A 23,817-nucleotide genomic window follows, 5' to 3' on the forward strand; every position below is an offset into this window, starting at 1 on the left:
GCACAGAAGTGAATCAGCTTTTCGACGCGTACTTCACGCAACCGGCCATGCGCGAGGTGTTCTCCGATCACGGTCGGCTGCAGGGCATGCTCGACTTCGAGGCAGCGCTGGCCCGGGCCGAGGCCAGTATCGGATTGATCCCGGCTGATGTGGTTGCGGACATCGAAGCCGCCTGCCGCACCGAGTTGTTCGACTTCAATGAGCTGGCGGTTGCCGTAGGCAATTCAGGTAACTCGGCAATCCCGTTGGTCAAGGCGCTGGGCAAGAAGATCGCCGCGCGCAATCCCACCGCCGAACGTTACGTGCACATGGGCGCCACCAGTCAGGACGCCATGGACAGCGGCTTGATCCTGCAACTGCGCCAGGCGGTGCAACTGTTGGAAGTCGATCTGCGCAAATTGGCGGACACTCTGGCGCAACAGGCACGACGCTATGCGCTAACGCCGCTGGCCGGGCGCACCTGGTTGCAGCAGGCGACGCCGGTAACACTGGGCATGAAGATCGCCGGTTGGCTGGGTGCCGTGACGCGGCATCGCCAGCGCCTGATGGAAATCAAGCCGCGTCTGTTGAGCCTGCAATTTGGCGGCGCATCCGGCACCCTTGCGGCACTGGGCGGCGAGGGTTTTGCCGTGGCCGAAGCCTTGGCGCGGGAGCTGCAATTGACGCTGCCCGAGCAACCCTGGCACACCCATCGCGACCGTCTGGTGGAGTTCGCCAGCCTGCTGGGCATGATCGCTGGCAGCCTGGGCAAGATCGGTCGGGACATCAGCCTATTGATGCAAACCGAAGTCGGTGAGCTGTTCGAACCGGCAGCGGCGGGCAAGGGCGGTTCCTCGACCATGCCGCACAAGCGCAATCCCGTCGGCGCGGCGGTGATGATCAGCGCCTCGGTGCGCGCGCCGGGGCTGGTCGCCACGATGTTTGCCGCCATGGCCCAGGAGCACGAACGCAGTCTGGGCCTGTGGCATGCCGAATGGGAAACCCTGCCGGAACTGTGCTGTCTGGTTTCCGGCTCGTTGCAGCAGGCCTTGCAGGTCATTCCGGAACTGGAAGTGGACGCAGCGCGGATGCTGGAAAACCTCGGTTCGACCAAAGGCCTGGTGCTGGCCGAAGCGGTGAGCATCGCGCTGGCCAAACGTCTGGGTCGCGATGCCGCCCATCACCTGATCGAACAATGCTGTCGCAGCGCGGTGGAGCAGGGCACGCAACTGCGTCAGGTGCTGGGGCAACATCCGCAAGTCAGCGCCGAGCTGTCCAGCGCTGAACTGGATCATCTGCTCGACCCCGCCAATTACCTGGGTCAGGCCGGACATTGGGTCGAGCGGGCGGTGGCAGAGCATGAAGCACTGAAGGATCGGTGATGTCCTTTATTGATTCGCGGACAAGTCCGCTCCTACAGTGGATTTGCGGTGTTCAGTTGACCGGATTTATCCAGATTCTGTTGGAGCGAGGCTTGCCCGCGAATGGGTCTGTCGGCCGACATTTTCGCCGGCTGAATTGCCTCCTTCGCGGGCAAGCCTCGCTCCAACGATTTTGAGTGCCGTGATCTGGCAGACACCGCCAGACGCGCGTCGGGAGGCTGAGCGTAGGGGCCGGACGTCAGCGCAAAATGGTTTCCCCCTATGCCGAAACAAAGGGGTCGACCGTCAGGGCGAAACCAGATCCAGCCACACCACAAACTCTGTTGATGCGACCCGATTCAATATGCGCTACCAACGTGAATCGTCGCTTCGACGATGCGCGCTGGCGACATACAAGGAGCGAATTTGTTGGCGAGGCTCGGATTGCCTCGCCAACAAGTTGGCTCCTACAAACGTCATTCACTAAATATTCAGGAGCCTCAATGCCTTTCATTCATCTCACTGACGGCGATCTGCATTACCAGCTCGACGGTCCACAAGGCGCGCCGATACTGGTGCTTTCCAATTCGCTGGGCACCGATCTGCACATGTGGGACGCGCAGATTCCGGCGTTCGTCGAGCATTTTCAGGTATTGCGTTACGACACGCGCGGGCATGGCCAGTCGCTGGTGACCGAAGGTCCGTATAGCATCGAGCAGAATGGCCGCGACGTGTTGGCGCTGCTGGATGCACTGCAACTGGAGCAGGTTTCGTTCTGCGGCCTGTCCATGGGCGGGCTGATTGGCCAATGGCTGGCGATCAACGCAGCTGAACGATTCAAGCATGTTGTGCTGTGCAATACCGCGGCGAAAATCGGCAGCCCGGACATCTGGAATCCGCGCATTGAAGGCGTATTGCGTGACGGTGTTGCGGGGATGCAGGCGCTGCGCGAAGCGACCATCGCACGCTGGTTTACCCCCGGATTTGTCGCGGCGCAGCCACAACAAGTCGAGGCCTTGGTGAACATGCTTGCGCAGACCTCTCCCCAAGGTTACGCGGCCAATTGCGCGGCGGTGCGCGACGCGGATTTCCGTACTCAGCTAGGCTCGATCTCGCTGCCGGTGCTGGTGGTCAGCGGTGCCCATGATCCAGTCACCACGCCCGCCGACGGGCACTATCTCGTCGAGCTGATTACCGATGCGCAATACGCCGAGTTAAATGCGGCACACCTTTCCAGTGTCGAAGCCGCCGCTGCGTTCAATGAGCGCGTGCTGGCCTTTCTGCAAGCTTGAAACCGGAGGACAGGATGGACGAGAAACAACGTTATGAAGCGGGCATGCAAGTACGCCGCGCGGTGTTGGGCGATACCCACGTCGACAATAGCCTGAAGAAACTCACGCCGTTCAATGAAGAGTTTCAGGAAATGATCACCCGGCATGCCTGGGGCGATATCTGGACCCGGCCGGGCTTGCCACGGCATACCCGAAGCCTGGTGACTATCGCCATGTTGATCGGCATGAACCGCGAGGGTGAACTGCGCCTGCACCTCAAGGCGGCGAAAAACAACGGCGTGACCCGCGACGAGATCAAGGAAGTGCTGATGCAAAGCGCGATTTACTGCGGCATTCCAGCGGCCAATGCCACGTTTCATCTGGCCGAAGAAGTCTGGGACGAAATGGGCGTGGAGTCGCTCAATCCGTCTTGACTCCGGCAAGCCCATCCCCGGCTGTCAGCCCGCCGTGATCGACAACGCCGCTAGCGCGCTGATCAGCGCCGGCGGCATCACCAGAATACCCAGCCGCAGAAAAGTGAAGGCACTGACATTCTCGCCTTCACGGCGCACCGCGATCAGCCAGAGCAAGGTCGCCAGCGAACCAGTGATCGACAGATTGGGGCCTAGATCGACGCCGATCAGCAACGCGCTGCTGACTTCCGTGGGCAGGTGCGCGATGTGGCCCATCGACCCGGCAATCAATCCGGCTGGCAGGTTGTTGATCAGGTTGCTGGCAATCGCCACCAGCACCCCGGCGCCCCAGATGGCCTGGACGCTGGAGCGTTCCGCCAGGGTTTGCAGCGCATGGGCCAGCTGATCGATCAGTCCGGTCTGCGCGAGCGCTTCCACCAGCACAAACAACCCGGCCACCAAGGGCAATACGCCCCACGACACACCTTTGAGCACCGGTAACGGGCTCAGTCGCTGGCTCATGTGAATCAGGCCGGCTGTGGCGATACCGGCGCAGAAGGTCGGCAATCCAAGCTGCACGCCAAGCGCCGACGCGCTGAGCAGCACAATCCCGGTCAACACGATGCCAAACGCAGTCAGGCGGGCGCCGCTGGACAGCGGTTGCAGGTTGATGGTGGTTTCCAGCGGCTGGCGCAGATGGGCGCGCTGGGTGAAACGCAGCACCAGATACGTCAGGCCGATGGCGGCAATCGACGGCAAGGTGAAATGCCAGAGCCAGGTCAGCAACGGCGGCATGTGGCTGCCGAAGATCACCAGATTGGCCGGATTGGAAATCGGCAGGACGAAGCTCGCTGCGTTGGCGATGAACGCGCAGACGAACAGATAGGGCAACGGTTCGGCTTTGGCTGCCCGCGCCGCCGCGTACACCGCAGGGGTCAAGACCACCGCTGTTGCGTCGTTGGAGAGAAACACCGTCACCAGCGTGCCGACCAGAAACACCAGGTCGAACAGGCGTTGCCCTGAACCGCGCGCATGTTGCGCGGCGTACATCGCAAGCCAGTCGAACAGCCCCTGTTGGCGGGCCAGTTCGGCCAGCACCATCATGCCGATCAGGAACAGATAAACATCCAGGCCCTCGCCGACTGCGTGCAGCGCGGCGTGGGGCGGGATCAGTCCTGATACCGTCAGCAGAATGGCTCCGCCCATGGCCCAGACAAATTCCGGCACGCGCCACGGACGCAAAATGACGCCACAGGTAGCCAGGGCGGCCACGATCCAGATGGCCGTTGACGGGTCGAATGCAGGCATTGAATCTACTCAGGTTTGAAGGGGATGACAGCGGCGAGACAATCGATTTCAGGTGCTCGGCAGTGTGGCTCCCACAGGCTTGCTGATGTGCCTGACGGACGTTTCCAGGGTTTCCGGCATCATCAGCAACAAGGCAAATGCCACTGCCGCGATCGCCGCAAGGGTCAGGAATGCCGCACTGTAACCGGCCGCCTGCACCACGAATCCTGCCAGGCTGTTGCTCAGCGCCGCGCCCAGGCCAAAGATCGTCGAGATTACACCAAGGCTCACGTTGAAGCGGCCTGTGCCTTGGGTCAGGTCCTTGACCACCAGCGGAAACAGAGCGCCGAACAGCCCGGCACCGATGCCGTCGAGCAACTGCACCGCGACCAGCCAATAGGGATCGTCGGACAGCACATACAGCACACCGCGGATCGGCAGGATCAGGAACCCGGCCAGCAACAAAGGTTTGCGCCCCCAAATGTCGGCCTTGGTGCCTACCAGCAGAGCCACAGGCACCATCACCAGTTGCGCCGCAACGATGCATGCTGAGGTCAGCGGCGTCGCCATCTGCAGATTGACCTGAGCGAGTTTCTGACTGACCAGGGGCAGCATCGCCGCATTGGCGAGGTGGAAAAGCCCACAGCAAATGGCGAACAGCAGCAGCGTCTTGTTGCCCAGCACGACCTTGAGCCCTGAAGGCTGGTCGCTGTGGTGCACATGATCGGCATCCAGGCCGCGGGCCAGGTCATGGTCGATGGCCTTGGCGGACACGCAACTCACCGCTATCACGCTGGCGACTGCCATGGCCGCCATCAGGTAGAACACCGCCACCGGGCCAAACAGCCAGGCGAAGCCGCCCGCCAGCAGTGCTGCGCAGGCATTGCCCGCGTGGTTGAAGGTTTCATTGCGACCCGTGCGGCGAGTAAACGCTTTGGGGCCGGTGATCCCCAATGAAATCGCGGCAATCGCCGGGGCGAACACTGACGCCGCAACGCCACTGACGGCCTGGGTCAAGGCCACCAGCGTGAATGAAGTAATAAACGGCAGCACCACGCAACTCACCGTAACCAGCAAGGCGGCGCCTGCCACCACGGCGCGTTTGCTTCGCGTGCGGTCAATCAAGGCTCCGGCTGGCGCCTGGGTGATCAGCCCGGCGATTGCCGCCACGGTCATGACCACACCGATGCTGGCCGGGTCCCAGTGGTGCACCGCCAGCAGATAAATCGCGAGGTACGGGCCGAGCCCGTCACGGACATCGGCGAGGAAAAAATTCAACCCGTCCAGGGACAGGTTATTGCGACGTAGCCCCTGAGCGTCCATGTGATTCCCCTGCGGAAGCGCCGTGCGCCTGATGGTTGCTGCCGATGCCCGATGAACCACTGCATGCAGTCGTTTGCGCATTCGCAGGGTTTGACCGCGCCGGTTTCGAAGTGTCCACCGGTCGCACAGGTTTTTTGCGCAGGGATGCAGGTCTCGTGGAATTCGTGACGGGGCACACCGGTCCAACCGTGGCAGAGGCTGGCTGCCAGCCACGCAGATGAATACCCAAGGAGAAGCAATGAGTCAGGCAGTTCTGGAGAGTGAAACCAATCGTCGACAATTGCAGGAGATCATCTCCGGATTGTCCGATGGCGTGCTGCTGATCGAGCTGGACAAGACCATCGTCTGGGCCAACGAAGCAGCCTTGGCCATGCACGGCGTGGACAAGGTCGGGCAGTTGGGTACTGACGCCAGCGATTACGCGTCGCGGTTCGCCCTGCGCTATCGCGACAGTAAGACGCTGGCTCAAAAGCACTATCCCATCAACCGGGTCGCAACCGGCGAGACGTTCAGTGACATGGTAGTGGAGGTGCGGGCCAAAGCCTTTGAAGACAAATGCTGGGTGCACAGTGTGCGCAGCATGATTCTCACCGACAGCGCCGGCAAACCGGAATTGCTGGTCTTGATCATGACCGACGCCACGGAATGGGCCAACGCCGAGGAGCGCTTTGAAAAGACGTTCAATGCCAATCCGGCACCTGCGGTCATCTGTCGCCTTAGTGACTTGCGCTATATCAAGGTCAACCAGGGCTTTCTGGAAATGACCGGTTACAGCCGTGAGCAAGTGATCGGCCGTTCGGTCTATGAAGTGGACGTGCTGGAAAACGCCGAGCGCAAGGATCTGGCGATCCAGCGCCTCAATGACGGCCTCACCATCCCGCAAATGCAGGCCGACCTGAAGTTGCCTGACGGTGGCAACAAGCTGGTTATCGTCGCCGGCCAGCCGCTGGATATCAATGAGGAGGACTGCATGCTGTTCTCCTTCATGGATCTGGAGCCACGGCGCAAGATCGAAATCGCCTTGCGCCAGAGCGAAGAGCGCTTCGCCAAGGCATTTCGCCTGAGCCCGGTGCCAACCCTGGTGTGCAGCGCTGACCTTCAGCAGGCGGTGGAAGTCAACGACGCCTTCCTGAAAACCACTGGCTTTACTGGCGAGGAAGTCACGGGGCGAACGCTCAAGGAAATCGACTTTCTGGACGGCAAAACCACCAGCGCCCAACTGTTGCAGGCGTTGGAAAAATCCGGCCGCATCGAGGGCATGGATCTGAAGGTGCGCAGAAAAGACGGCGGCATCATCGACTGCGTTGCCTCGGCGGACACGGTCAGTATTCAGGGCGCGACCTGCTACTTGCTGGTGCTGATGGACATTACTGAACGCAAGCGTTCGGAAAGCGAGTTGGTCAGCGCAATTGAAGAGGTGATGCAGGATGCGTCATGGTTCACCCGCACGCTGATCGACAAGCTTGCCAGCGCCAAAAGCGTCAAGCGACCCGAGTTGCCGGGCACGTCGCTGGTTGACCTTACCGCCAGGGAAAAGGACGTGCTGGGCCTGATCTGCGAAGGCCTGGCAGACAAGGAAATCGCCTTGCGACTCAAGCTGGCGCCCAATACCGTGCGAAATCACGTGGCTACCATGTACTCCAAACTGGGCCTGCACAGTCGCTCGGAGGCGATTATCTGGGCGCGCAAGCGGGCGCTGTTTTCCTCTGATAAACGTAAATAGCTCATCCGTGCTGGTGCGAACGTACTAGTCGGACCAGTGCAAATTCGTCTGTTTAATTCATTGCATTGTTTATAACCTGACGATCCTTTTTCGTACTGACGCAGGGGAAAACATTGCAAATGCTCAGATGCATGATCACCGCAGGCCGCCGCTCGTGACGTACTTGGCCCAGGTGCGCCAACTGATCGAACACAGTTTCGAGCCCATGGCGTGCGACTGCACTGTCAGCCCGGACGGCTCACTGATGGTGCGCATTTATGATCGCGACAGCGGCCGGGTCGATCTGGTCGTGACGGGTATCGCCGTCGACAAGCTCAAGAGCCATGAAGCCGTGCTGACGCTTATCGAAGAGTTACGCGACGAGCTCACCAGTGTCAGCATGAGCTCCGTGCTGGGTCAGCCGTCACAGGCTTGAGCGAAACGGAATCGGCTCGCGGGTGGGCACGGCGTCACTGTCGGCTTGTCCCACCATCTCGTCATAAACGGTCGGATGCACCAGATAAAGCGGCACTTCCGGTACACCCGCCAGATATTTACGCGCCTCGTCCACCGAGGCGACGTGAAAGGTGTCGCCGTGGCCGTCCTGCACCGGATGCGAAGTGCCCTGCATCACTGCGTGAATCACATACGAACCGCCTTCCATGGTCACCAGCTGAATCTCCTGGATTTCGCCGGCTTTGACGTGTGTGGCAAGTTTTTTCATGTCCATGACGCTACCTCTTGAGGAGGGAAGGGCGAATGCCTGCCTCTCAGATTCGAGGAGGCGCTCTGGCGTGAGTTCAATCCGCTTCCAGACGCAGCGGACAGAATCGGGCAAGAACTGCGGAGAATCCGTCTAACTGCATAATTGTCGTGCGCCTAACCTGATCCTGCAGCGATGCTCGCCCTGAGCATCCACATTTTCAGGTGTGCCGACATGTCGACTATTCAAGACAAAATCGTGGTGATTACCGGTGCCAGCAGCGGCATTGGCGAAGCAACTGCGCGGCTGCTTGCAGAGCGCGGCGCGCATGTCGTGCTGGGGGCGCGCCGCACTGAGCGTCTGCAGCGCCTGTGTTCCGAGATCCAGGAGGCGGGCGGCAGCGCTGAATATCATTCGCTGGATGTGATCGACCTGCAGAGCGTGCAGGCGCTGGTTGAGCAAACGGTCGCCCGTCACGGGCGCCTGGACGTGATGCTCAACAACGCCGGGGTCATGCCGCTTTCAAAACTGGAAGCACTCAAGGTTCAGGAGTGGAACCAGATGATCGACGTCAATATTCGTGGCGTGCTGCATGGCATCGCGGCTGCGTTGCCGATCATGCAGCAGCAACGTTCGGGTCAGTTCATCAACATCGCGTCGATTGGTGCCTACGCGGTATCGCCCACGGCAGCGGTGTACTGCGCCACCAAGTACGCGGTGCGGGCGATTTCCGAAGGTTTGCGACAGGAAGTGGGCGGCGATATCCGCGTGACCCTGGTGTCGCCGGGAGTTACGGAATCGGAACTGGCGGAAAGTATCTCCGACGAAGGTGGTCGTGCTGAGATGCGTGAATTTCGCAAGATATCGATTCCGGCCGAGGCGATTGCCCGCGCCATTGCTTACGCAATCGAACAGCCCGCAGATGTGGACGTCAGCGAAATTATCGTGCGGCCTACAGCAAGCCCATTCTGATGGTTTTGCGCGGGGCATAAAAAAAACGGCGCGGCTTGAGGGCCGCGCCGTTTTATCTGACCGAAGTCAGTATTCAAGCGATGGGCTGATCGCTCCACTCGCTGTTCACCAGGCGCTTGAGGCCCAGAGGGTTAGCGTTTTGCAACGCTGCCGGAAGCAGGGCATCCGGGTAGTTCTGGTAGCAGACCGGACGCAGGAAACGATCGATCGCCAGGGTGCCGACCGAAGTGCCACGGGCATCGGAAGTCGCCGGGTATGGACCGCCATGGACCATGGCCTCGCAGACTTCAACACCAGTCGGGTAGCCGTTGACCAGGATACGGCCAACTTTCTCTTCCAGCACCGGCACCAGCCATTGGTATTGCTCAAGATCAGCCGGTTCGCCGATCAGGGTAGCGGTGAGCTGGCCGCGCAAGGCTTGCAGCGCGCTTTTCAGCTGGGCATCGTCAGCCGCTTCAATCACCAGCGTGGTTGGGCCGAAAACTTCTTCCTGCAACAGTTCGTCGCCATTGAGCAGCAGGCTGATATCAGCCTTGAACAGTTGCGCCTGAGCCTGTTTACCTTCCTGCGGCTTGCCTGCCAGGTGAGTAATGCCAGGGTGCGACAACAGATGCTCGACGCCTTTGCTGTAGCTGCGCAGACCGCCAGCATTGAGCATGGTTTGCGCTGGCTGGCCGCCCATTTGTTCCTTGAGCTGCTCAAGGAACGCGGTGAAGGCAGGCGAGCTGACGCCGATCACGACGCCAGGGTTGGTGCAGAACTGACCTGCGCCCATGACCACCGAAGCGGCAAGTTCCTTGGCCACGGATTCGCCGCGAGCGGACAGGGCTTGCGGCAGCAGAACCACCGGGTTGATGCTGGACATTTCCGCGAACACTGGAATCGGTTGCGGACGTTCCGCAGCCATTTTGCACAGCGCATTGCCGCCGCTCAGGGAACCGGTGAAGCCCACCGCCTGAATGGCCGGATGCTTGACCAGGCCTTCGCCGACGCCGCTGCCGAAAATCATGTTGAACACGCCTTTAGGCATGTTGGTTTTCTCGGCAGCGCGGATGATTGCGCAGCCCACCAGGTCAGCAGTCGCCATGTGGCCGCTGTGAGCCTTGAACACCACCGGGCAACCGGCGGCCAGTGCCGAAGCGGTGTCGCCGCCAGCGGTGGAGAAGGCCAACGGGAAGTTGCTGGCGCCGAACACGGCAACAGGGCCTACACCAATGCGGTATTGACGCAGGTCGGTACGTGGCAACGGCTTGCGATCCGGCAGGGCGAGGTCGATGCGCGCACCGAGGTAATCACCGCGACGCAGGACTTTGGCGAACAGACGCATCTGGCCGCTGGTGCGACCGCGCTCGCCCTGGATACGCCCTGCTGGCAGTGCGGTTTCTTGGCAAACGATAGCAACGAAATCATCACCGAGCGCATCCAGCTCATCAGCGATGGCTTCAAGAAACTCTGCGCGACGGGCCGGGCTCAGCTGACGGTATTCAGGAAACGCAGCTTGCGCAGCCAGGGCTGCCGCATCGATTTCCGCGTCGGTGGCTTGATAAAAACTGAATGGCAGCGCTTCGCCAGTGGTGGCGTCGAGACTTTTGTGTTGCGGCTCGCCAAGGGCGCTGCGGGCACCTGCGATGAAGTTGTGGCCGAGAACATTAGGCATCTGTGTCTCCTGTTGTTATAGGTAAAGAGTTGTTTGGCAAAAATATTTGCGGGTTTAATCGGGCGTGTTGCCTGTTTTAGACATCTGCCGACCGCGCTGCACCGGATAAACAGGCTGCCAGCACGGTAGATGAAGCGAAAAAGTTGACAGTCATCGTACAACTAGAAGCCAGACTGCGCAACCGACGATTCGGCGCAGACCGTTCACTATAGCGCCGTATTCACAACGCTTGTGGGACCGGATTCATCCGGGAAGACAATGGTCCGGGCGACGTATCTACATCAGCCATTCCGACGCTTTCGGGAATAAATTCCCTCCCACATTAGTCAGGTTCAGCGCTTAAGCCGGCGCATCACATCGAGCATCTTCGGCCGCTGTACAGCCCATTCATCCCGGGTGATGCCCAGCAATACCACATCAATACGTTCGTCGTTTTTGATGACGTTCTGGCGACGCACGCCTTCGATAATGAAACCGAACTTCTGGTGCAGCCGGATCACCGCCTGATTGGTCGCCAGCACTTCGCAGTTGAGCTTCTCCAGGCCTGCCGTATTAAAGGCATGATCCAGCAACCAGAACTCGACCCGACTGCCAACGCCTTTGCCTTGCAGCGCGCTGTCCAGATAAAACGCCCAGTCGGCGCTGCGGTGGGTGGCGTTGATCGCATTCAACGCCACCACGCCGCAGGCAAGGCCGTCGATCAGCACCACAAATACCGACTGGCGCGGATTGTCTTCCAGAGATCGCAGCCAGGCAGCGTGTTCCGATTCGCTGATTTCATGATCGCTGTACATGAAACTGCGCACCGCGAGCTGATTACGCAGGTTGCGCACCTGAGCCTTGATAGGTGATGAGGCTTCCAGCAACGGCAGGAACTGCATGTGGATTGTCCTACGGGGATCAGGGAAGCAGATTACTTCCAGGCGGCTGGCTCGGCAATCAACGTAATGGTGATGACGCTCTGCCCGTTGTTGGAGCGAGGCTTGCCCGCGAATCGTTGTAGGACCGGCTTTAGCCGGGAGGCAATTGAGCGGCTCGCGACTGAAGTCGCTCCTACGGTCGATCCTACGGCTGATTCGCGGGCAAGCCTCGCTCCAACGGAATCGGCGTTCAGCCCTTGCCCCGTGCTTTGTTTTTTGCTTTCCGTGCCGCTATCTTGCCGACACCGCCAAACCCGACGAAGTCGGGCCGGACGTCAGCGCACATGGTTTTCGTCTATTTTGCCGTAACAAAATGGACCCGGCCGTCAGGACGGAACCTGAATAAGCCGCACCGCGAATGCTGTTGGTGCCACTCGATTCGAAGCGCGGCGCCAGAATAAAGAGACGGAGACATTACTTCGCCTACAAGTTGCCTCCTACAGATAGAATTCGATTCGTTGTTGGAGCGACCTTTCCCTTGTGAGAACTGACCATGAACCCAGCCCTGACCTTGCGCGACGCGCGTGAGGATGACATGCCTGCCGTACAGGCTATTTATGCGCAACACGTGCTGACCGGCCTTGCCAGCTTCGAACTGGAAGCACCCAGTCTGGAAGAAATGCTCCGTCGTCGTGCCGAGATCCTGGCTCGCCGGTTGCCTTATCTGATTGCGGAGCTGGGCGGAGAAGTCGTCGGTTATGGCTACGCCACCTTATATCGACCGCGACCTGCCTATCGTTTTACCGCCGAAGACTCGGTTTATATGAAAGACGGCATGGGCGGGCAGGGCATTGGTCAGGCGTTGCTGGCCGAAGTCATCGAACATTGTGTGCGCGGCGGCTGGCGGCAAATGGTTGCGGTGATTGGCAATAGCGAGAACATTGCTTCGATTCGCTTGCACGAACGGATGGGTTTTCGGCGGGTCGGCGTATTTGAAGCGGTAGGCTTCAAGCACGGGCGCTGGGTCGACACCGTTTTGATGCAGCGAGCCCTCGGCGACGGCTCGCTCAGCGATCCCTATGACCAATAGACTGTTTGCATATTAGTTTAGAATTTAAATGCATTTTCGGAATGTTTTTACCAGTGATATGGTTTTAACCAGTCACTGGAACCTTGAGAAAAGTTATTAAAAGGATTTTCAGATGACGGCCTGACCTCATCACTTCTCAAGGAAACACCGCATGACAGCCTTTGATCATTTGACCCGTCGTCGTCTGCTGGGTCTGGCCAGTGTCGCATTGGCCAGCCCTTTGCTGGCTTCCTTGCCGCGTTCCGCCTGGGCTGTGGACGAACATGCCGGGCATCACGCTGACATCGGCGCCGAGCCAGCCGGAACCGGCGAATTCATCAAGCTTGCCGAACCGCGCGCCCTCAAGCTGGCGATCAACCTCAATGCGGTGTGCCTGGCGCCAGTCGTCATTGCTCACGGTCAGGGTTTCTTCAAAAAGCACAACCTCGATGTAGAGCTGGTCAATTTCGGCAACTCCACCGAAGTGCTGCTCGAAGCCATCGCCACCGGCAAGGCCGATGCCGGTATTGGCATGGCGTTGCGCTGGCTCAAGGCGCTGGAGCAGGGTTTCGATGTCAAGCTGACGGCGGGCACCCACGGCGGCTGCCTGCGCCTGCTCAGTGCCGTCAACGGCACCGTCAATAAGCTCGAAGACCTCAAGGGCAAGGCCATCGGTGTGACCGACATGGCCAGTCCGGATCGCAACTTCTTCTCCATCCTGCTGAAAAAGCACGGCGTCGATCCGGTGCGCGATGTCGAGTGGCGCCTGTACCCGGCAGATCTGCTCGGCACCGCGCTGGAGCGTGGCGAAGTGCAGGCCGTAAGCGGCAGTGACCCGTTCATGTATCGCCTGATCAAGTCCGGCCAGGCTCGGGAGCTGTCGACCAACCTGGTTGAGGAATACGCCAACCTCAGCTGCTGCGTGGTCGGCGTGACCGGCAAGCTGGTGCGTGAAGACAAGCGCGTGGCTGCGGCACTGACCCAGGCGATTCTCGAGGCCCATGACTATTCAGTGAAAAATCCCGCAGTGGTCGCCAAAGGCTTCCAGGCCTATGCGCTGAACACCTCCACCGAGGAAGTCGAAGCGATTCTGCATGACCACACCCACGGCCATCACGCGGTTGGCGCGGCTTTGACTCAGGAAATCGTCACCTACGTCACCGACTTGCAGACGGTTGAAGTCATTCGCCAAAGCACCGATGCCAAGGCGTTCGCCAAGGAGATCACTGCCGATGTCTTCAGCTGAAGCAATTTCCCGGGTCGATTCGCCCGTGCGTGCTCCGGCACGTAACTGGGTTCAGGGCGCCGTGGCGGTCGCGGCCTGGATCGCGGTCGCCGCACTGATCGTCTACATGCCCAATGCCACGCGCAACTGGCCGATGACTCAAGGCTTGGCGAATTTGTGTCTGGTGGTCGCCGCGCTGGTCGGGCTGGCGGGGATTGTCGGGCGCTGGTTGCCGGCCGTTTCGCGCCGGGTCAAACCTGCCGGGGCCTGGCTGATCGCCTTGCCGATTCTGCTGGGCATTTGGGAATTGCTCACCGCCAAGCTGGGCGTGCTGCCGGTGCCTTTTTTCGCGCCGCCGCAAGCCTTGCTTGATGTCTATGTCGAGGATTGGCCACGGCTGGGCGACAGTCTGCTGCATTCGGCGGTGTTGCTCGGCACCGGCGTTGCCCTCGGCGCGGCGACCGGCTTTGTCGCTGGCGTGGCCATCGGTTGGTCCACCAGCATTGGCTACTGGTTGCATCCGGTGCTGCGGATTCTCGGCCCGGTGCCGTCCACGGCGTTGCTGCCGCTGTGTTTCTTCCTGTTCCCGACCAGTTGGAGTGCCAGTGTGTTTCTGATTGCGCTGGCCACCTGGTTTCCGGTCACGGTGCTGACCTGGTCCGGCGTTGCCAGCGTCGATAAGGCGTACTACGACGTCGCGCGCACCCTGGGCGCCAAGCCGGCTTTCCTGATTTTCAACGTGGCGATTCCGGCAGCGTTGCCTCATGTATTCGTCGGTTTGTTCATGGGCCTTGGCGCATCGTTCTCGACGCTGGTGGTGGCCGAAATGATGGGCGTCAAGTCCGGCATTGGCTGGTATCTGCAATGGGCGCAAGGCTGGGCGGCTTACGCCAACATGTATGCCGCGCTGTTGATCATGGCGCTGGCCTGTTCGGGGCTGATTTCCGCTCTGTTCCTGATTCGTGATCGCCTGTTGGCCTGGCAGCAAGGAGCCATGAAATGGTAACGGCAGCTTTCGATACAACAGCAACGCAGACGGCCGGATTGGCCCTGCGCATTGAACACCTCAGCCACGGTTTTGCACTGGACGGCCAACGTCTACCCGTACTGGAAAAAGTCTCCATTGATGTTGCGCCTGGTGAGTTCGTCGCGTTGCTGGGGCCATCCGGCTGCGGCAAGTCGACCTTGCTGCGTCTGGTCGCCGGGCTGGAGCCTGCTGATTCCGGCGCGCTGCTGGCCGACGGCGCACCAATCACCGGGCCTGATCCGAGTCGGGTCGTGGTGTTTCAGGACCCGACGCTGTACCCGTGGCGGCGCGTCTGGGACAACGTCGCGCTGGGCTTGCAGGCTCAGGGTTTGCTCAAGACGCATCAGGCCAAAGTCGATGCGGCGCTGGCCAAGGTGGGTTTGAGTGAGTTCGGCCGCGCTTATCCCCGGCAATTATCCGGTGGGATGGCGCAGCGGGTGGCATTGGCGCGTGCGCTGGTCAACGAACCGCGCCTGCTGATTCTCGACGAGCCGTTGGGCAAGCTGGATTCACTGACCCGCATCACCATGCAGAAAGAGCTGATCGATCTGTGGCAACGTCAGGGCTACACGGCGTTGCTGGTCACCCATGACGTGGAAGAGGCGTTGTTGCTGGCCAATCGGGTCATCGTGTTCAGTGACCGCCCGGCCAGTATCAAGGCGCAACTGACCATCGAGCGCCCGTATCCACGCCATCGCGATGACCCTTATCTGGTCGATCTACGCAAACAGATTCTCGGCCTGCTGGGTCTGGGGGAAAGCTGGTAGCTACACCGGCTGACTAGAGCCTGGAATAGCCGGCGTAATCCGGCATTTCCGTGAAGCAGGCCAGGTCTACCAGCAGCAAGTCCCATTCGACGCCATCGACGAAATCGTCCAGATGGGCGCTGCTGGCGTCGGCCATGGCAATGTTCATCAGCGGTTCTGCGGGTTCGTGGCCGGTAACCTCGGTGTCGAGTCCGGTTTGCTCCGGGCTCGCCTCGCGGCGTGGAAACCAGGATTCCTTGAGCTGCGATAGAGTGAACATAAGCAGAAGCTCCTTTTCGATGGCAAGGCTTGCGAGCCGTTGATCGACTCATTGCACTATTAATGGACGCCACTGCATTGAGTGGCTGTCATTAGTGCGTGCTACATCCGTGTCAGCAGCGGATTTGCTGGCCCGACACTCCAGAACAGTGAATCCCCTGAAAATAGCGTGCCAATGTGCAGTCCGATGGGCATCCATTTCGCGGACGGCGCTGATTGCGACAATTTGTCTTTGTGGGTAGGGTACGCGGCTGCCCAAGAAGGAGCTTGAAATGACTCAGTCAATCCCGCCTGGAGTCGCAGCGGATCTGCCAGTCACCCCGAAACATCGACGTGCGCCCAAAGGCGAGAAGCGTCGCGAAGAATTACTCGATGCTGCGTTGCAGGTGTTTTCCCTGGAAGGTTACAGCGGCGCGTCCATGGCGCAGGTCGCCGGTATTGTGGGGATCTCCGTCGCCGGATTGCTGCACCACTTCCCGAGCAAGATTTCCCTGCTGATGGGGGTTTTGCAGCGCCGTGACGAGGTCAATCAACGCATCGCCGATGAAGTCCGCGCCGAAAAATCTCTTTCAGGTCTGTTGGGCAGCCTGCGCGCCATCAATCGTTCCAACGCCACCGCGCCTGGCGTGGTGCGCGCGTTCACCATCCTCAACGCAGAAAGCCTGGTCGAGAACCAGCCAGCCTGGCACTGGTTTCAGGATCGCTATCAGGGGATTTACGGGCGTCTGTACAGCCAGTTCGCCGATCTGGTGGAAATGGGGGAAGTACGCGGGGATGTAGATCTTGCGGGTTTGATCCAGGAGATTCTGGCAATGATGGACGGTTTGCAGATCCAGTGGCTGCGGTTTCCCGATCAGCTCGATCTGGTGGAGCGATTCGACAGCTACATCGCGCGGGTCGATACAGCGATAAGAGCTCGTCCCTGAGCCTTTATCTATCCCTGAATCAACCGATCAATTGTCTTCGGTCGTGTCCATCTCATCGTCGGTGTTCTGGTTCAGAACGCCACCAGTGTTGACCGCTGGCAGTTCACGCAGCGTCGAGTTCAACGCCGAACGTGGCAGCGGGTTGCTGGTAGTGGTCGACAGTTCCTGACGGAACGGGTTGACCAGCTTGGCGTTCAGGCGAATATCCTGCGACGACGCGCCTACCGACAGATTGAAGCTGTCTGCGTCCACGACCCATTGCTTGCTGGTCACATCGTAGTAGGCCAACGAACGATCGTTGAGCTCGATGGTGACGTGCTTGCTCTCGCCCGGATTCAGGAACACTTTCTTGTAGCCCTTGAGTTCCTTGAGCGCGCGCTCGACTTTCGGATTCTGCTGACCGACATACAGCTCGGCCACTTCCGAACCACCCACCTTGCCGGTGTTGGTCAGGTCGAACGACACCTTGATCGGCGTGTTGCCCACTGCGACACCTGGCGTCACGCTGATGTTGCTGTAGCCGAACGTGGTGTACGACAGGCCGTAACCGAATGGGTAGAGCGGCTTGGTGCCGTTCTTCTCGTAACCGCGATAGCCCAGGAACAAGTCGTCCTTGTAGCTCATCTCGGTGAGGGTTTCCGCATTGTCGAATTTCGGGAAAGTCGCGTAGATCGGGTTGTCTTCGATATTGCGTTCGATACTGATCGGCAGCTTGCCCGACGGGTTGACCTTGCCGAACAGAATCTCGGCCAGGGCCTGACCACCGTTCTGACCTGGATAGAACGCGTGCAGCGCAGCCGGAACCTGATCGATCCAGTCGCTCATCTTCAGGCCGGTACCGCCGTGCATGGTTACCACGGTATTGGGGTTGACCTTGGCGATGCTCTGAATCAGCTCGCCCTGGAACTCCGGCAGATCGAAGCTGTGGTCGAAACCTTCACCTTCGTATTCGTTGTTGTTGCCCACTGCGACCAATACCGCGTCGTACTTGGACAGATCCTGCGGCGCAGCCAGCGATGCCCAGCTCATCTGCACGCCAACCAGGCCGCCCATTGTCGAGATGTAGCCCGGACGACGGGAGTATTCCAGCTTGATGTCGTAGGCTTTGCCGGCTTCCAGGTTGACCTTGGCGAACTGCGGGATGGTCGGCGGGATGCTGTTGTTGATCAGCGGCTTGCCATCACCGTTGTTGATGATTTGCTTGCCGTTGACCCACAGGCGAATCGCCCCGTCGGCACGCACCTTGAACACCTGGTCGCCACTGACGGCCGGGGTGAACTGGCCGCTGTAACGGATCGAGGTGTTGGAGTCATCGCCAGTGATATTGCCGCTGGTCTGACCGTTGTAATCGGTGGAGGTGTTGCCGGTGCTGTACGCGTCATCGGCGCTCGGCAAGTTGCCTTCGGACCAGTCAAGATTGACATGGGTGTCGGTACGGGTAACCGACGGATCGCCGGACCAGTTGGCGTTGCTGAAGAACTCCGCTTTCAGACCCTTGACGCTTTTGCCGTCAGTGTTGGTGCTGGTCCAGTTCGAAGTGGTCTGGTCCAGGGACAGGCCATCAATGAATTCGACCTTGGCGCCTTTGGCGATCTGTTGCAGGCCGCTCAGCTCGCTGATGTAGTTGGCCGCCATGACGTTGGCGCTACCAAAACCGGTTGGTGGCGCGTATTTGGCCAGGCTGCCGACCACCGCGATGGTTTTGACTTTCTTGACGTCCAGCGGCAGCAGGCTGTCCTGGTTTTTCAGCAGCACGATGCCTTCACGCGCAGCGTTCAAGGCAACACGGTTGCTGGTGGCGCTGTTCATGTTGTGGGTGGTCAACGGCGCCTTGCTGTCGAACTTGTACAGGTAGATCTGCTTGAGAATGCGACGGACCTTGTCATCGATGGTCGCGCTGCTCAGCTCGCCGCTGTCCAGGAACGGCTTGAGAATGGTGCTATTCATCTGATAGCCCATCATGTCCAGGTCGGTACCCGCCTGAGCAGCGTTCAAACCGTTGACCACAGCGTTGTAATCGCTCTGGACGAAGCCTGGATAGCCCCATTCGGTCTTGAGAATTTCGCGCATCAGGTGCTGGTTTTCACAGGCGTATTCGCCGTTCACTTTCTGGAACGAGCACATCATCATCGCCACTTTGCTGTTCTTCGACACAGACTCGAAGGACGGCAGGGTCATCTCGCGCAGCACGCGCTCGCTGATGATTTCGTCCAGGTGGAAGCGATTGCTTTCCTGGTCATTGGCCGCGAAGTGCTTGGCGTTGGCCCAGACACCACGGGACTGGATGCCGTTGATGACCGCAGGGCCCAGGCTGGCGCCGAGGAACGGATCTTCACCGGAGAGGTATTCGAAGGCACGACCGCTGTACGGCATGCGGTACAGGTTGACGCCAGGGCCGGTGATGAACTGGTAGCCACCGGAAGCCGTGTCATAACCCAGGGCGCGGCCCAGGTCGATGGCGCGGCGCGGGTTCCAGGTCGCGGCCAGGTTCGGGCCGGATGGGTAAACCACGCCCTGATCATTGCCTTCGCTGGTGTAACGCACACCGACGCCGCCGTCGGCACCGTGAATCTGCGGAACGCCGTACTGGGTCAGCGGCTTGACGTCCCAGCCGCCGGTGCCGCCGATATAGGCCAGTTTTTCTTCCATGGTCATTTTGGCCAGGGTCTTGTCAGCGGCTTTTTCCGCTCGCGTGACCATGCCTTCGTTCAGCGCAGGACTGGTCGCCGCATATACCTGCGACACCGCCAATGCCAGTAGCGCCAAGGCCGACTGGGCGCCAATCATTTTCCGTTTGTTCATGTGTATCTCCGACAACTGCTCATTCAAATTCATGGCCGGGAAGTATGTATCCCGGCAAAGTGTGTTACGTTTCTACAGGCAATAGTTGGCCACTTTCGCAACTTTGAGCGTGATGGCTCATTGCAATAACTGGTTAATTTCGACGATTTAATATTATAAGAATTGTCTAAGTTGCACTTCTTGCCTAGTGCCGAAGTGCCATCACAAAAATGGCGTCCGGCAGGTCACTGGCGGCGTAATTAAGACAATTCTTGTCATAAGAAGTCAAACAAAAGCTCATTCAGATCGCTTTTGAGTGGTTTTTGGAATTTTTTGCTTACAAATTTGAACTCTCGCTAAACCTACTGGTCGATTGGTTTAAGAATTTTCAGCGTAGGCCGCCTGGTTTGATGGCCTTTTGCCGTAGTTCTATTAAGTTGCATGAGAATGTCCTGAGTTGCTCAGGCTATCTTTATGTCTATTCATTATATTTGTGTGTGGAGATTGTTTATGAAGTTGCCCTTGATCGGTGCAGGTGTTGTTTTGGGTTTTGCGCTTTGTGGTGCTGCCATGGCCGCTGATGCAACCGACGCCGATGCAAAGTCCGGTGCTACCGACTCCACCGTGCTGACCCAGACTCACGACGCCAAGGCCGTGAAGAAGCAGAAGACTGAAACCACCAAAGGCGGTCGCCCGACCAGCAGCACCACCAAGACCACCACGACTCAAAAAGCGCCGAACTGATCACGCTTTGAGATTCCTGCTCGCAGGCTCCCTTGATTCAGGCTCCATTAATTCAAGGGAGCGCTGCGAACACTGCTCCTTCGATTTACACAGATGTCCGTGCCCATGCCGTTAGTTCCCGTCGACGCTTCCCGATTGCTGATTCCCGATGCCGAGCAGGTCTGCGCCTGGCTGATGGAAAACGCCGGTCTGAAAACCGTGGATCTGGAACGCGCCCGCCGTCTGGCCCAGGAATCCGATGGCACCGAACTGCTCGGGCTGTTGACGCGCCTGGGGCTGGTTTCCGAATTCGAATTGGCTCGAGCCTGGTCGGCGCTGCTGGATGCGCCGCTGCTGCTCGCCGATTCCGCACCACCCTTGCTGGATCCGCTGCCAACCCTGACCGAACGCTTCATGCGCCAGTACCAACTGGTACCGGTGGGCTGGAGTCAGGGCGGGTTGCGCGTATTGGCCGCCAATCCCAGCGTTTTGTATCCGTTTCAGGCCATCGCTTATGCCTGTGGCGTGCCGGTGTGGCTGTCCATCGGGCCGCGCAATGAAGTGGAAACCCTGATCGAGCGCTACTACGGCCAGGGTCGTTCGGCCATGGGCACCTTGATCGAGAACCTCGACGAAGAGGGCGGTGCTCTTGAGGATATCGAGCACCTTAAAGACATGGCGTCCGAAGCGCCGGTGATCCGCCTGGTCAACCTGATCATGCAGCGCGCAGTGGAAAATCGCGCTTCGGACATTCACATCGAACCCTTCGAAAGCCAGCTCAAGGTGCGCTATCGCATCGATGGCGTGCTGCACGAAGCCGAAGCGCCACCGTCGAGTTCCTCCGCTGCGGTGATTTCTCGGGTGAAAATCATGGCGCGGCTGGACATCGCCGAACGCCGTTTGCCGCAGGACGGGCGGATCATGCTGCGCATCCAGGGCAAGGAGCTGGATTTGCGAGTGTCCACGGTGCCCACCAGCTTCGGTGAGTCCGTGGTGATGCGGCTGCTGGATCGGCAGACCATCAATTTTGACTTTCCAAGCCTGGGTTTCGATGGCGAGCGCCTCGATGAGTTTCTTGAAGTGCTGGAACGTCCCCACGGCATTCTGCTGGTCACCGGGCCGACCGGCTCCGGCAAGACCACTACCCTTTATACCGCGCTGTCGCGGCTCAATACCGCCGAGCGCAAGATCATCACCGTTGAAGATCCGGTGGAATACCAGCTCGAAGGCATCAACCAGATTCAGGTCAAGCCGGCCATCGGCCTGGACTTCGCCGGCGCGCTGCGTTCCATCGTGCGTCAGGATCCGGACGTGATCATGATCGGCGAGATGCGCGACCTGGAAACCTGCCGCATCGCGATTCAATCGTCGCTGACCGGTCACCTGGTGCTGTCGACCCTGCACACCAACAGCGCGGCGGCGAGTATCACCCGCTTGCTGGACATGGGCGTCGAAAGCTATCTGATTGCCTCGACCGTCAACGGGATTTTGGCCCAGCGTCTGGTGCGCCGCCTTGATCCAGCTACGCGCGAGTCTTTCGAAGCACCGCCTGAATTGATTGAAGAACACGGGCTTGATCGTTTTACCGACCAACGCCCGATCCTGCTGTACCGGCCGCGCGCCGATGCGCCGGGCGGCGGTTATCACGGCCGCAGCGCGATCACCGAATTGCTGGTCATGAATGAAGAACTGCGCAGCCTGTTGATGCGCCATGCCGACGCGGCGACGTTGGAGCAGGCTGCGCGACGCGGCGGCTTGCGCACCCTGCATGAAGAAGGCTTGCGCCAGGCGGTTGCCGGCGTGACCTCGCTTGAAGAAGTGCTGCGCGTGACTCGCGGTGAAGGCAATTGAGCCTGTTCAAATACCGCGCCCTCGACAGCCAGGGCGCTGCGCAGAACGGCAACCTCGATGCCAAGGATCAGGCCGCTGCGGTCGCGGCACTGCAAAAACGCGGCCTGATGATCCTGCATATAGAAGCAGCAGGCATCGGCGGTTTGCGCAACGCGTTTGGCGGCGGGCTGTTGAATGGCGCGGCGCTGGTCAGTTTCACCCAGCAACTGGCGACCTTGCTCGGCGCCGGTCAGCCGCTGGAGCGCTCGCTGGGCATTCTGCTCAAGCAACCCGGCCAGCCGCAAACCCGCGCCCTCATCGAACGTATTCGTGAACAGGTAAAAGCCGGCAAACCCTTATCGGTGGCGCTGGAAGAGGAGGGCAGCCAGTTCTCCGCCTTGTACATCAGCATGGTCCGCGCCGGTGAAGCCGGCGGCGCGCTGGAAAGCACTCTGCGCCAGCTCAGCGATTACCTGGAACGCAGCCAGTTGCTGCGCGGCGAAGTGATCAATGCGCTGATCTATCCGGCGTTTCTGGTGGTCGGTGTACTCGGTTCGCTGGCGTTGCTGCTGGCCTATGTCGTGCCGCAGTTTGTGCCGATCTTCAAGGATCTGGGCGTACCGATCCCGATGATCACCGAAGTGATCCTGGCCCTCGGCCAGTTCCTCAGTGCGTATGGTCTGGCGGTGCTGGTCGGCCTGATTGCTTTGATCTGGGGCCTGCGCGTACGCATGCGCGACCCACAACGCCGCGAGCGCAACGACCGGCGTCTGCTGGGCATCCGCATCATCGGTCCGTTGTTGCAGCGCATCGAAGCGGCGCGTCTGGCGCGAACCCTCGGCACCTTGCTGCATAACGGCGTGGCGCTGTTGCAAGCGCTGGTGATTGCCCGACAGGTCTGCACCAACCGCGCGTTGCAGGCGCAGGTGGCGCAGGCCGCGGAATCGGTCAAAGGCGGCGGCACCCTGGCCAGCGCCTTCGGTGCGCAACCGCTGCTGCCGGACCTGGCCCTGCAAATGATTGAAGTCGGCGAACAGGCCGGTGAGCTGGACAGCATGCTGCTCAAGGTTGCCGACGTGTTCGACGTCGAGGCCAAGCGCGGCATCGACCGCATGCTCGCGGCACTGGTGCCGACCCTAACCGTGGTCATGGCCGCCATGGTGGCGGTGATCATGCTCGCCATCATGCTGCCGCTGATGAGCCTGACCAGCAATATCTGAATGTGAAAACTTGAGGATTCAACGCAATGAGCCGTACCCGATTCAACGCTGCATCCGGCCGTAAACAAGGCGGTTTCACCCTGCTGGAAATGCTCGCGGTCATTGTCCTGCTGGGCATTGTCGCGACGATTGTTGTGCGTCAGGTGGGCGGTAACGTCGATAAGGGCAAATACGGCGCGGGCAAGGCGCAATTGGCCAGCCTCGGCATGAAAATCGAAAGCTACAGCCTGGACGTCGGTTCACCGCCGAAAAGTCTGCAACAGTTGGTGGAAAAATCCGGCAATGCCGCTGGCTGGGCTGGCCCGTATGCCAAGCCGTCGGACCTGAAAGACCCGTTCGGTCACGCCTTCGGTTATCGCTTCCCCGGCCAGCACGGCACCTTTGACCTGATTTTCTATGGTCAGGACGGCCAGCCGGGCGGCGAAGGTTACAGCGCCGACCTTGGCAACTGGGAATAACACGT

At 59.8% G+C, this 23,817-nt stretch carries 22 protein-coding genes; 15 read left to right on the forward strand and 7 right to left on the reverse strand.

Annotation, left to right across the window (positions count from 1 at the left end; all coding sequences use genetic code 11):
* Positions 1 to 8: 8 nt before the first annotated feature.
* From AFK24_RS16515 to pcaC, 3 genes are all read left to right on the forward strand, one after another.
* Entirely contained in the window at positions 9 to 1,361 is a 1,353-nt protein-coding gene (locus AFK24_RS16515; RefSeq protein ID WP_080482186.1) for a 3-carboxy-cis,cis-muconate cycloisomerase, read from the forward strand.
* A gap of 482 nt (positions 1,362 to 1,843) precedes the next feature.
* Positions 1,844 to 2,632 carry a 3-oxoadipate enol-lactonase gene (gene pcaD, locus AFK24_RS16520; protein WP_065834219.1) on the forward strand — a complete coding sequence of 263 codons (789 nt, stop codon included), beginning with the start codon at positions 1,844 to 1,846 and terminating at the stop codon, positions 2,630 to 2,632.
* A gap of 14 nt (positions 2,633 to 2,646) precedes the next feature.
* A complete protein-coding gene (pcaC, locus tag AFK24_RS16525) occupies positions 2,647 to 3,045 on the forward strand; it encodes a 4-carboxymuconolactone decarboxylase (protein ID WP_047573342.1) in 399 nt (132 codons plus the stop codon).
* Between the two features lie 24 nt (positions 3,046 to 3,069).
* Here the strand turns inward: pcaC and AFK24_RS16530 are convergent, their stop codons facing one another.
* Together AFK24_RS16530 and AFK24_RS16535 are read right to left on the reverse strand one after the other, a co-directional pair.
* Positions 3,070 to 4,332 carry an arsenic transporter gene (locus AFK24_RS16530; protein WP_065834220.1) on the reverse strand — a complete coding sequence of 421 codons (1,263 nt, stop codon included), beginning with the start codon at positions 4,330 to 4,332 and terminating at the stop codon, positions 3,070 to 3,072.
* A 48-nt stretch (positions 4,333 to 4,380) separates the two neighbouring features.
* Positions 4,381 to 5,634: an MFS transporter gene (locus tag AFK24_RS16535; protein WP_065834221.1), complete on the reverse strand. Its 1,254-nt coding sequence runs from the start codon at positions 5,632 to 5,634 to the stop codon at positions 4,381 to 4,383.
* 238 nt (positions 5,635 to 5,872) lie between these two features.
* Here AFK24_RS16535 and AFK24_RS16540 point away from each other — a divergent pair, with 238 nt between their 5' ends.
* Positions 5,873 to 7,357: a PAS domain S-box protein gene (locus tag AFK24_RS16540; protein WP_065834222.1), complete on the forward strand. Its 1,485-nt coding sequence runs from the start codon at positions 5,873 to 5,875 to the stop codon at positions 7,355 to 7,357.
* Positions 7,358 to 7,511: 154 nt separating this feature from the next.
* Complete coding sequence (locus AFK24_RS16545) at positions 7,512 to 7,772, forward strand: DUF1652 domain-containing protein (RefSeq protein ID WP_065834381.1); 261 nt, start codon at positions 7,512 to 7,514, stop codon at positions 7,770 to 7,772.
* On the opposite strand, the gene AFK24_RS16550 is transcribed toward AFK24_RS16545, so the two are convergent.
* On the reverse strand, positions 7,761 to 8,066 hold the full coding sequence (locus tag AFK24_RS16550) for a DUF6482 family protein (RefSeq protein WP_065834223.1): 306 nt from the start codon (positions 8,064 to 8,066) through the stop codon (positions 7,761 to 7,763). The two genes, AFK24_RS16545 and AFK24_RS16550, sit on opposite strands and share 12 nt — an antisense overlap.
* Before the next feature lie 207 nt (positions 8,067 to 8,273).
* On the opposite strand from AFK24_RS16550, the gene AFK24_RS16555 reads away from it, so the two are divergent.
* Positions 8,274 to 9,011, forward strand: a complete 738-nt coding sequence (locus AFK24_RS16555) for an SDR family oxidoreductase (protein ID WP_065834224.1) — start codon at positions 8,274 to 8,276, stop codon at positions 9,009 to 9,011.
* Positions 9,012 to 9,084: 73 nt separating this feature from the next.
* On the opposite strand, the gene AFK24_RS16560 is transcribed toward AFK24_RS16555, so the two are convergent.
* Together AFK24_RS16560 and pseH are read right to left on the reverse strand one after the other, a co-directional pair.
* Entirely contained in the window at positions 9,085 to 10,668 is a 1,584-nt protein-coding gene (locus tag AFK24_RS16560; protein ID WP_065834225.1) for an aldehyde dehydrogenase (NADP(+)), read from the reverse strand.
* Positions 10,669 to 11,000: 332 nt separating this feature from the next.
* Entirely contained in the window at positions 11,001 to 11,549 is a 549-nt protein-coding gene (gene pseH / locus AFK24_RS16565) for a UDP-4-amino-4,6-dideoxy-N-acetyl-beta-L-altrosamine N-acetyltransferase (protein WP_065834226.1), read from the reverse strand.
* 532 nt (positions 11,550 to 12,081) lie between these two features.
* Here pseH and AFK24_RS16570 point away from each other — a divergent pair.
* From AFK24_RS16570 to AFK24_RS16585, 4 genes are all read left to right on the forward strand, one after another.
* Positions 12,082 to 12,618 (forward strand): GNAT family N-acetyltransferase, encoded by a 537-nt coding sequence (locus AFK24_RS16570; protein ID WP_065834227.1) that lies wholly within the window; start codon positions 12,082 to 12,084, stop codon positions 12,616 to 12,618.
* Positions 12,619 to 12,769: 151 nt separating this feature from the next.
* A complete protein-coding gene (locus tag AFK24_RS16575) occupies positions 12,770 to 13,843 on the forward strand; it encodes an ABC transporter substrate-binding protein (RefSeq protein ID WP_065834228.1) in 1,074 nt (357 codons plus the stop codon).
* The gene (locus tag AFK24_RS16580) at positions 13,830 to 14,828 is read left to right on the forward strand and encodes an ABC transporter permease (protein ID WP_065834229.1); all 999 of its coding nucleotides are present in this window, start codon (positions 13,830 to 13,832) and stop codon (positions 14,826 to 14,828) included. Before AFK24_RS16575 ends, AFK24_RS16580 begins: the two co-directional genes overlap by 14 nt.
* On the forward strand, positions 14,822 to 15,616 hold the full coding sequence (locus AFK24_RS16585; RefSeq protein WP_065834230.1) for an ABC transporter ATP-binding protein: 795 nt from the start codon (positions 14,822 to 14,824) through the stop codon (positions 15,614 to 15,616). The genes AFK24_RS16580 and AFK24_RS16585 overlap by 7 nt, the downstream gene beginning before the upstream one ends.
* A gap of 13 nt (positions 15,617 to 15,629) precedes the next feature.
* On the opposite strand, the gene AFK24_RS16590 is transcribed toward AFK24_RS16585, so the two are convergent.
* The gene (locus AFK24_RS16590) at positions 15,630 to 15,875 is read right to left on the reverse strand and encodes a hypothetical protein (protein ID WP_065834231.1); all 246 of its coding nucleotides are present in this window, start codon (positions 15,873 to 15,875) and stop codon (positions 15,630 to 15,632) included.
* A 271-nt stretch (positions 15,876 to 16,146) separates the two neighbouring features.
* Between AFK24_RS16590 and AFK24_RS16595 the strand changes: the two genes are divergently transcribed.
* Positions 16,147 to 16,800 carry a TetR/AcrR family transcriptional regulator gene (locus tag AFK24_RS16595; protein WP_065834232.1) on the forward strand — a complete coding sequence of 218 codons (654 nt, stop codon included), beginning with the start codon at positions 16,147 to 16,149 and terminating at the stop codon, positions 16,798 to 16,800.
* Between the two features lie 27 nt (positions 16,801 to 16,827).
* Here the strand turns inward: AFK24_RS16595 and AFK24_RS16600 are convergent, their stop codons facing one another.
* Positions 16,828 to 19,602: a beta-glucosidase gene (locus AFK24_RS16600; RefSeq protein ID WP_065834233.1), complete on the reverse strand. Its 2,775-nt coding sequence runs from the start codon at positions 19,600 to 19,602 to the stop codon at positions 16,828 to 16,830.
* A 489-nt stretch (positions 19,603 to 20,091) separates the two neighbouring features.
* On the opposite strand from AFK24_RS16600, the gene AFK24_RS16605 reads away from it, so the two are divergent.
* The 4 genes from AFK24_RS16605 (at position 20,092) to gspG (ending at position 23,812) form a co-directional block, all read left to right on the forward strand.
* Positions 20,092 to 20,325: a hypothetical protein gene (locus tag AFK24_RS16605; protein ID WP_065834234.1), complete on the forward strand. Its 234-nt coding sequence runs from the start codon at positions 20,092 to 20,094 to the stop codon at positions 20,323 to 20,325.
* A 105-nt stretch (positions 20,326 to 20,430) separates the two neighbouring features.
* A complete protein-coding gene (gene gspE, locus AFK24_RS16610; RefSeq protein ID WP_065834382.1) occupies positions 20,431 to 22,155 on the forward strand; it encodes a type II secretion system ATPase GspE in 1,725 nt (574 codons plus the stop codon).
* Entirely contained in the window at positions 22,152 to 23,354 is a 1,203-nt protein-coding gene (gene gspF, locus AFK24_RS16615) for a type II secretion system inner membrane protein GspF (protein WP_065834235.1), read from the forward strand. Before gspE ends, gspF begins: the two co-directional genes overlap by 4 nt.
* A 26-nt stretch (positions 23,355 to 23,380) precedes the next feature.
* The gene (gspG, locus tag AFK24_RS16620; RefSeq protein WP_065834236.1) at positions 23,381 to 23,812 is read left to right on the forward strand and encodes a type II secretion system major pseudopilin GspG; all 432 of its coding nucleotides are present in this window, start codon (positions 23,381 to 23,383) and stop codon (positions 23,810 to 23,812) included.
* Positions 23,813 to 23,817 lie beyond the last annotated feature (5 nt).

It is taken from the genome of Pseudomonas syringae (genome assembly GCF_001698815.1).
Lineage (GTDB): Bacteria > Pseudomonadota > Gammaproteobacteria > Pseudomonadales > Pseudomonadaceae > Aquipseudomonas > Aquipseudomonas syringae_A.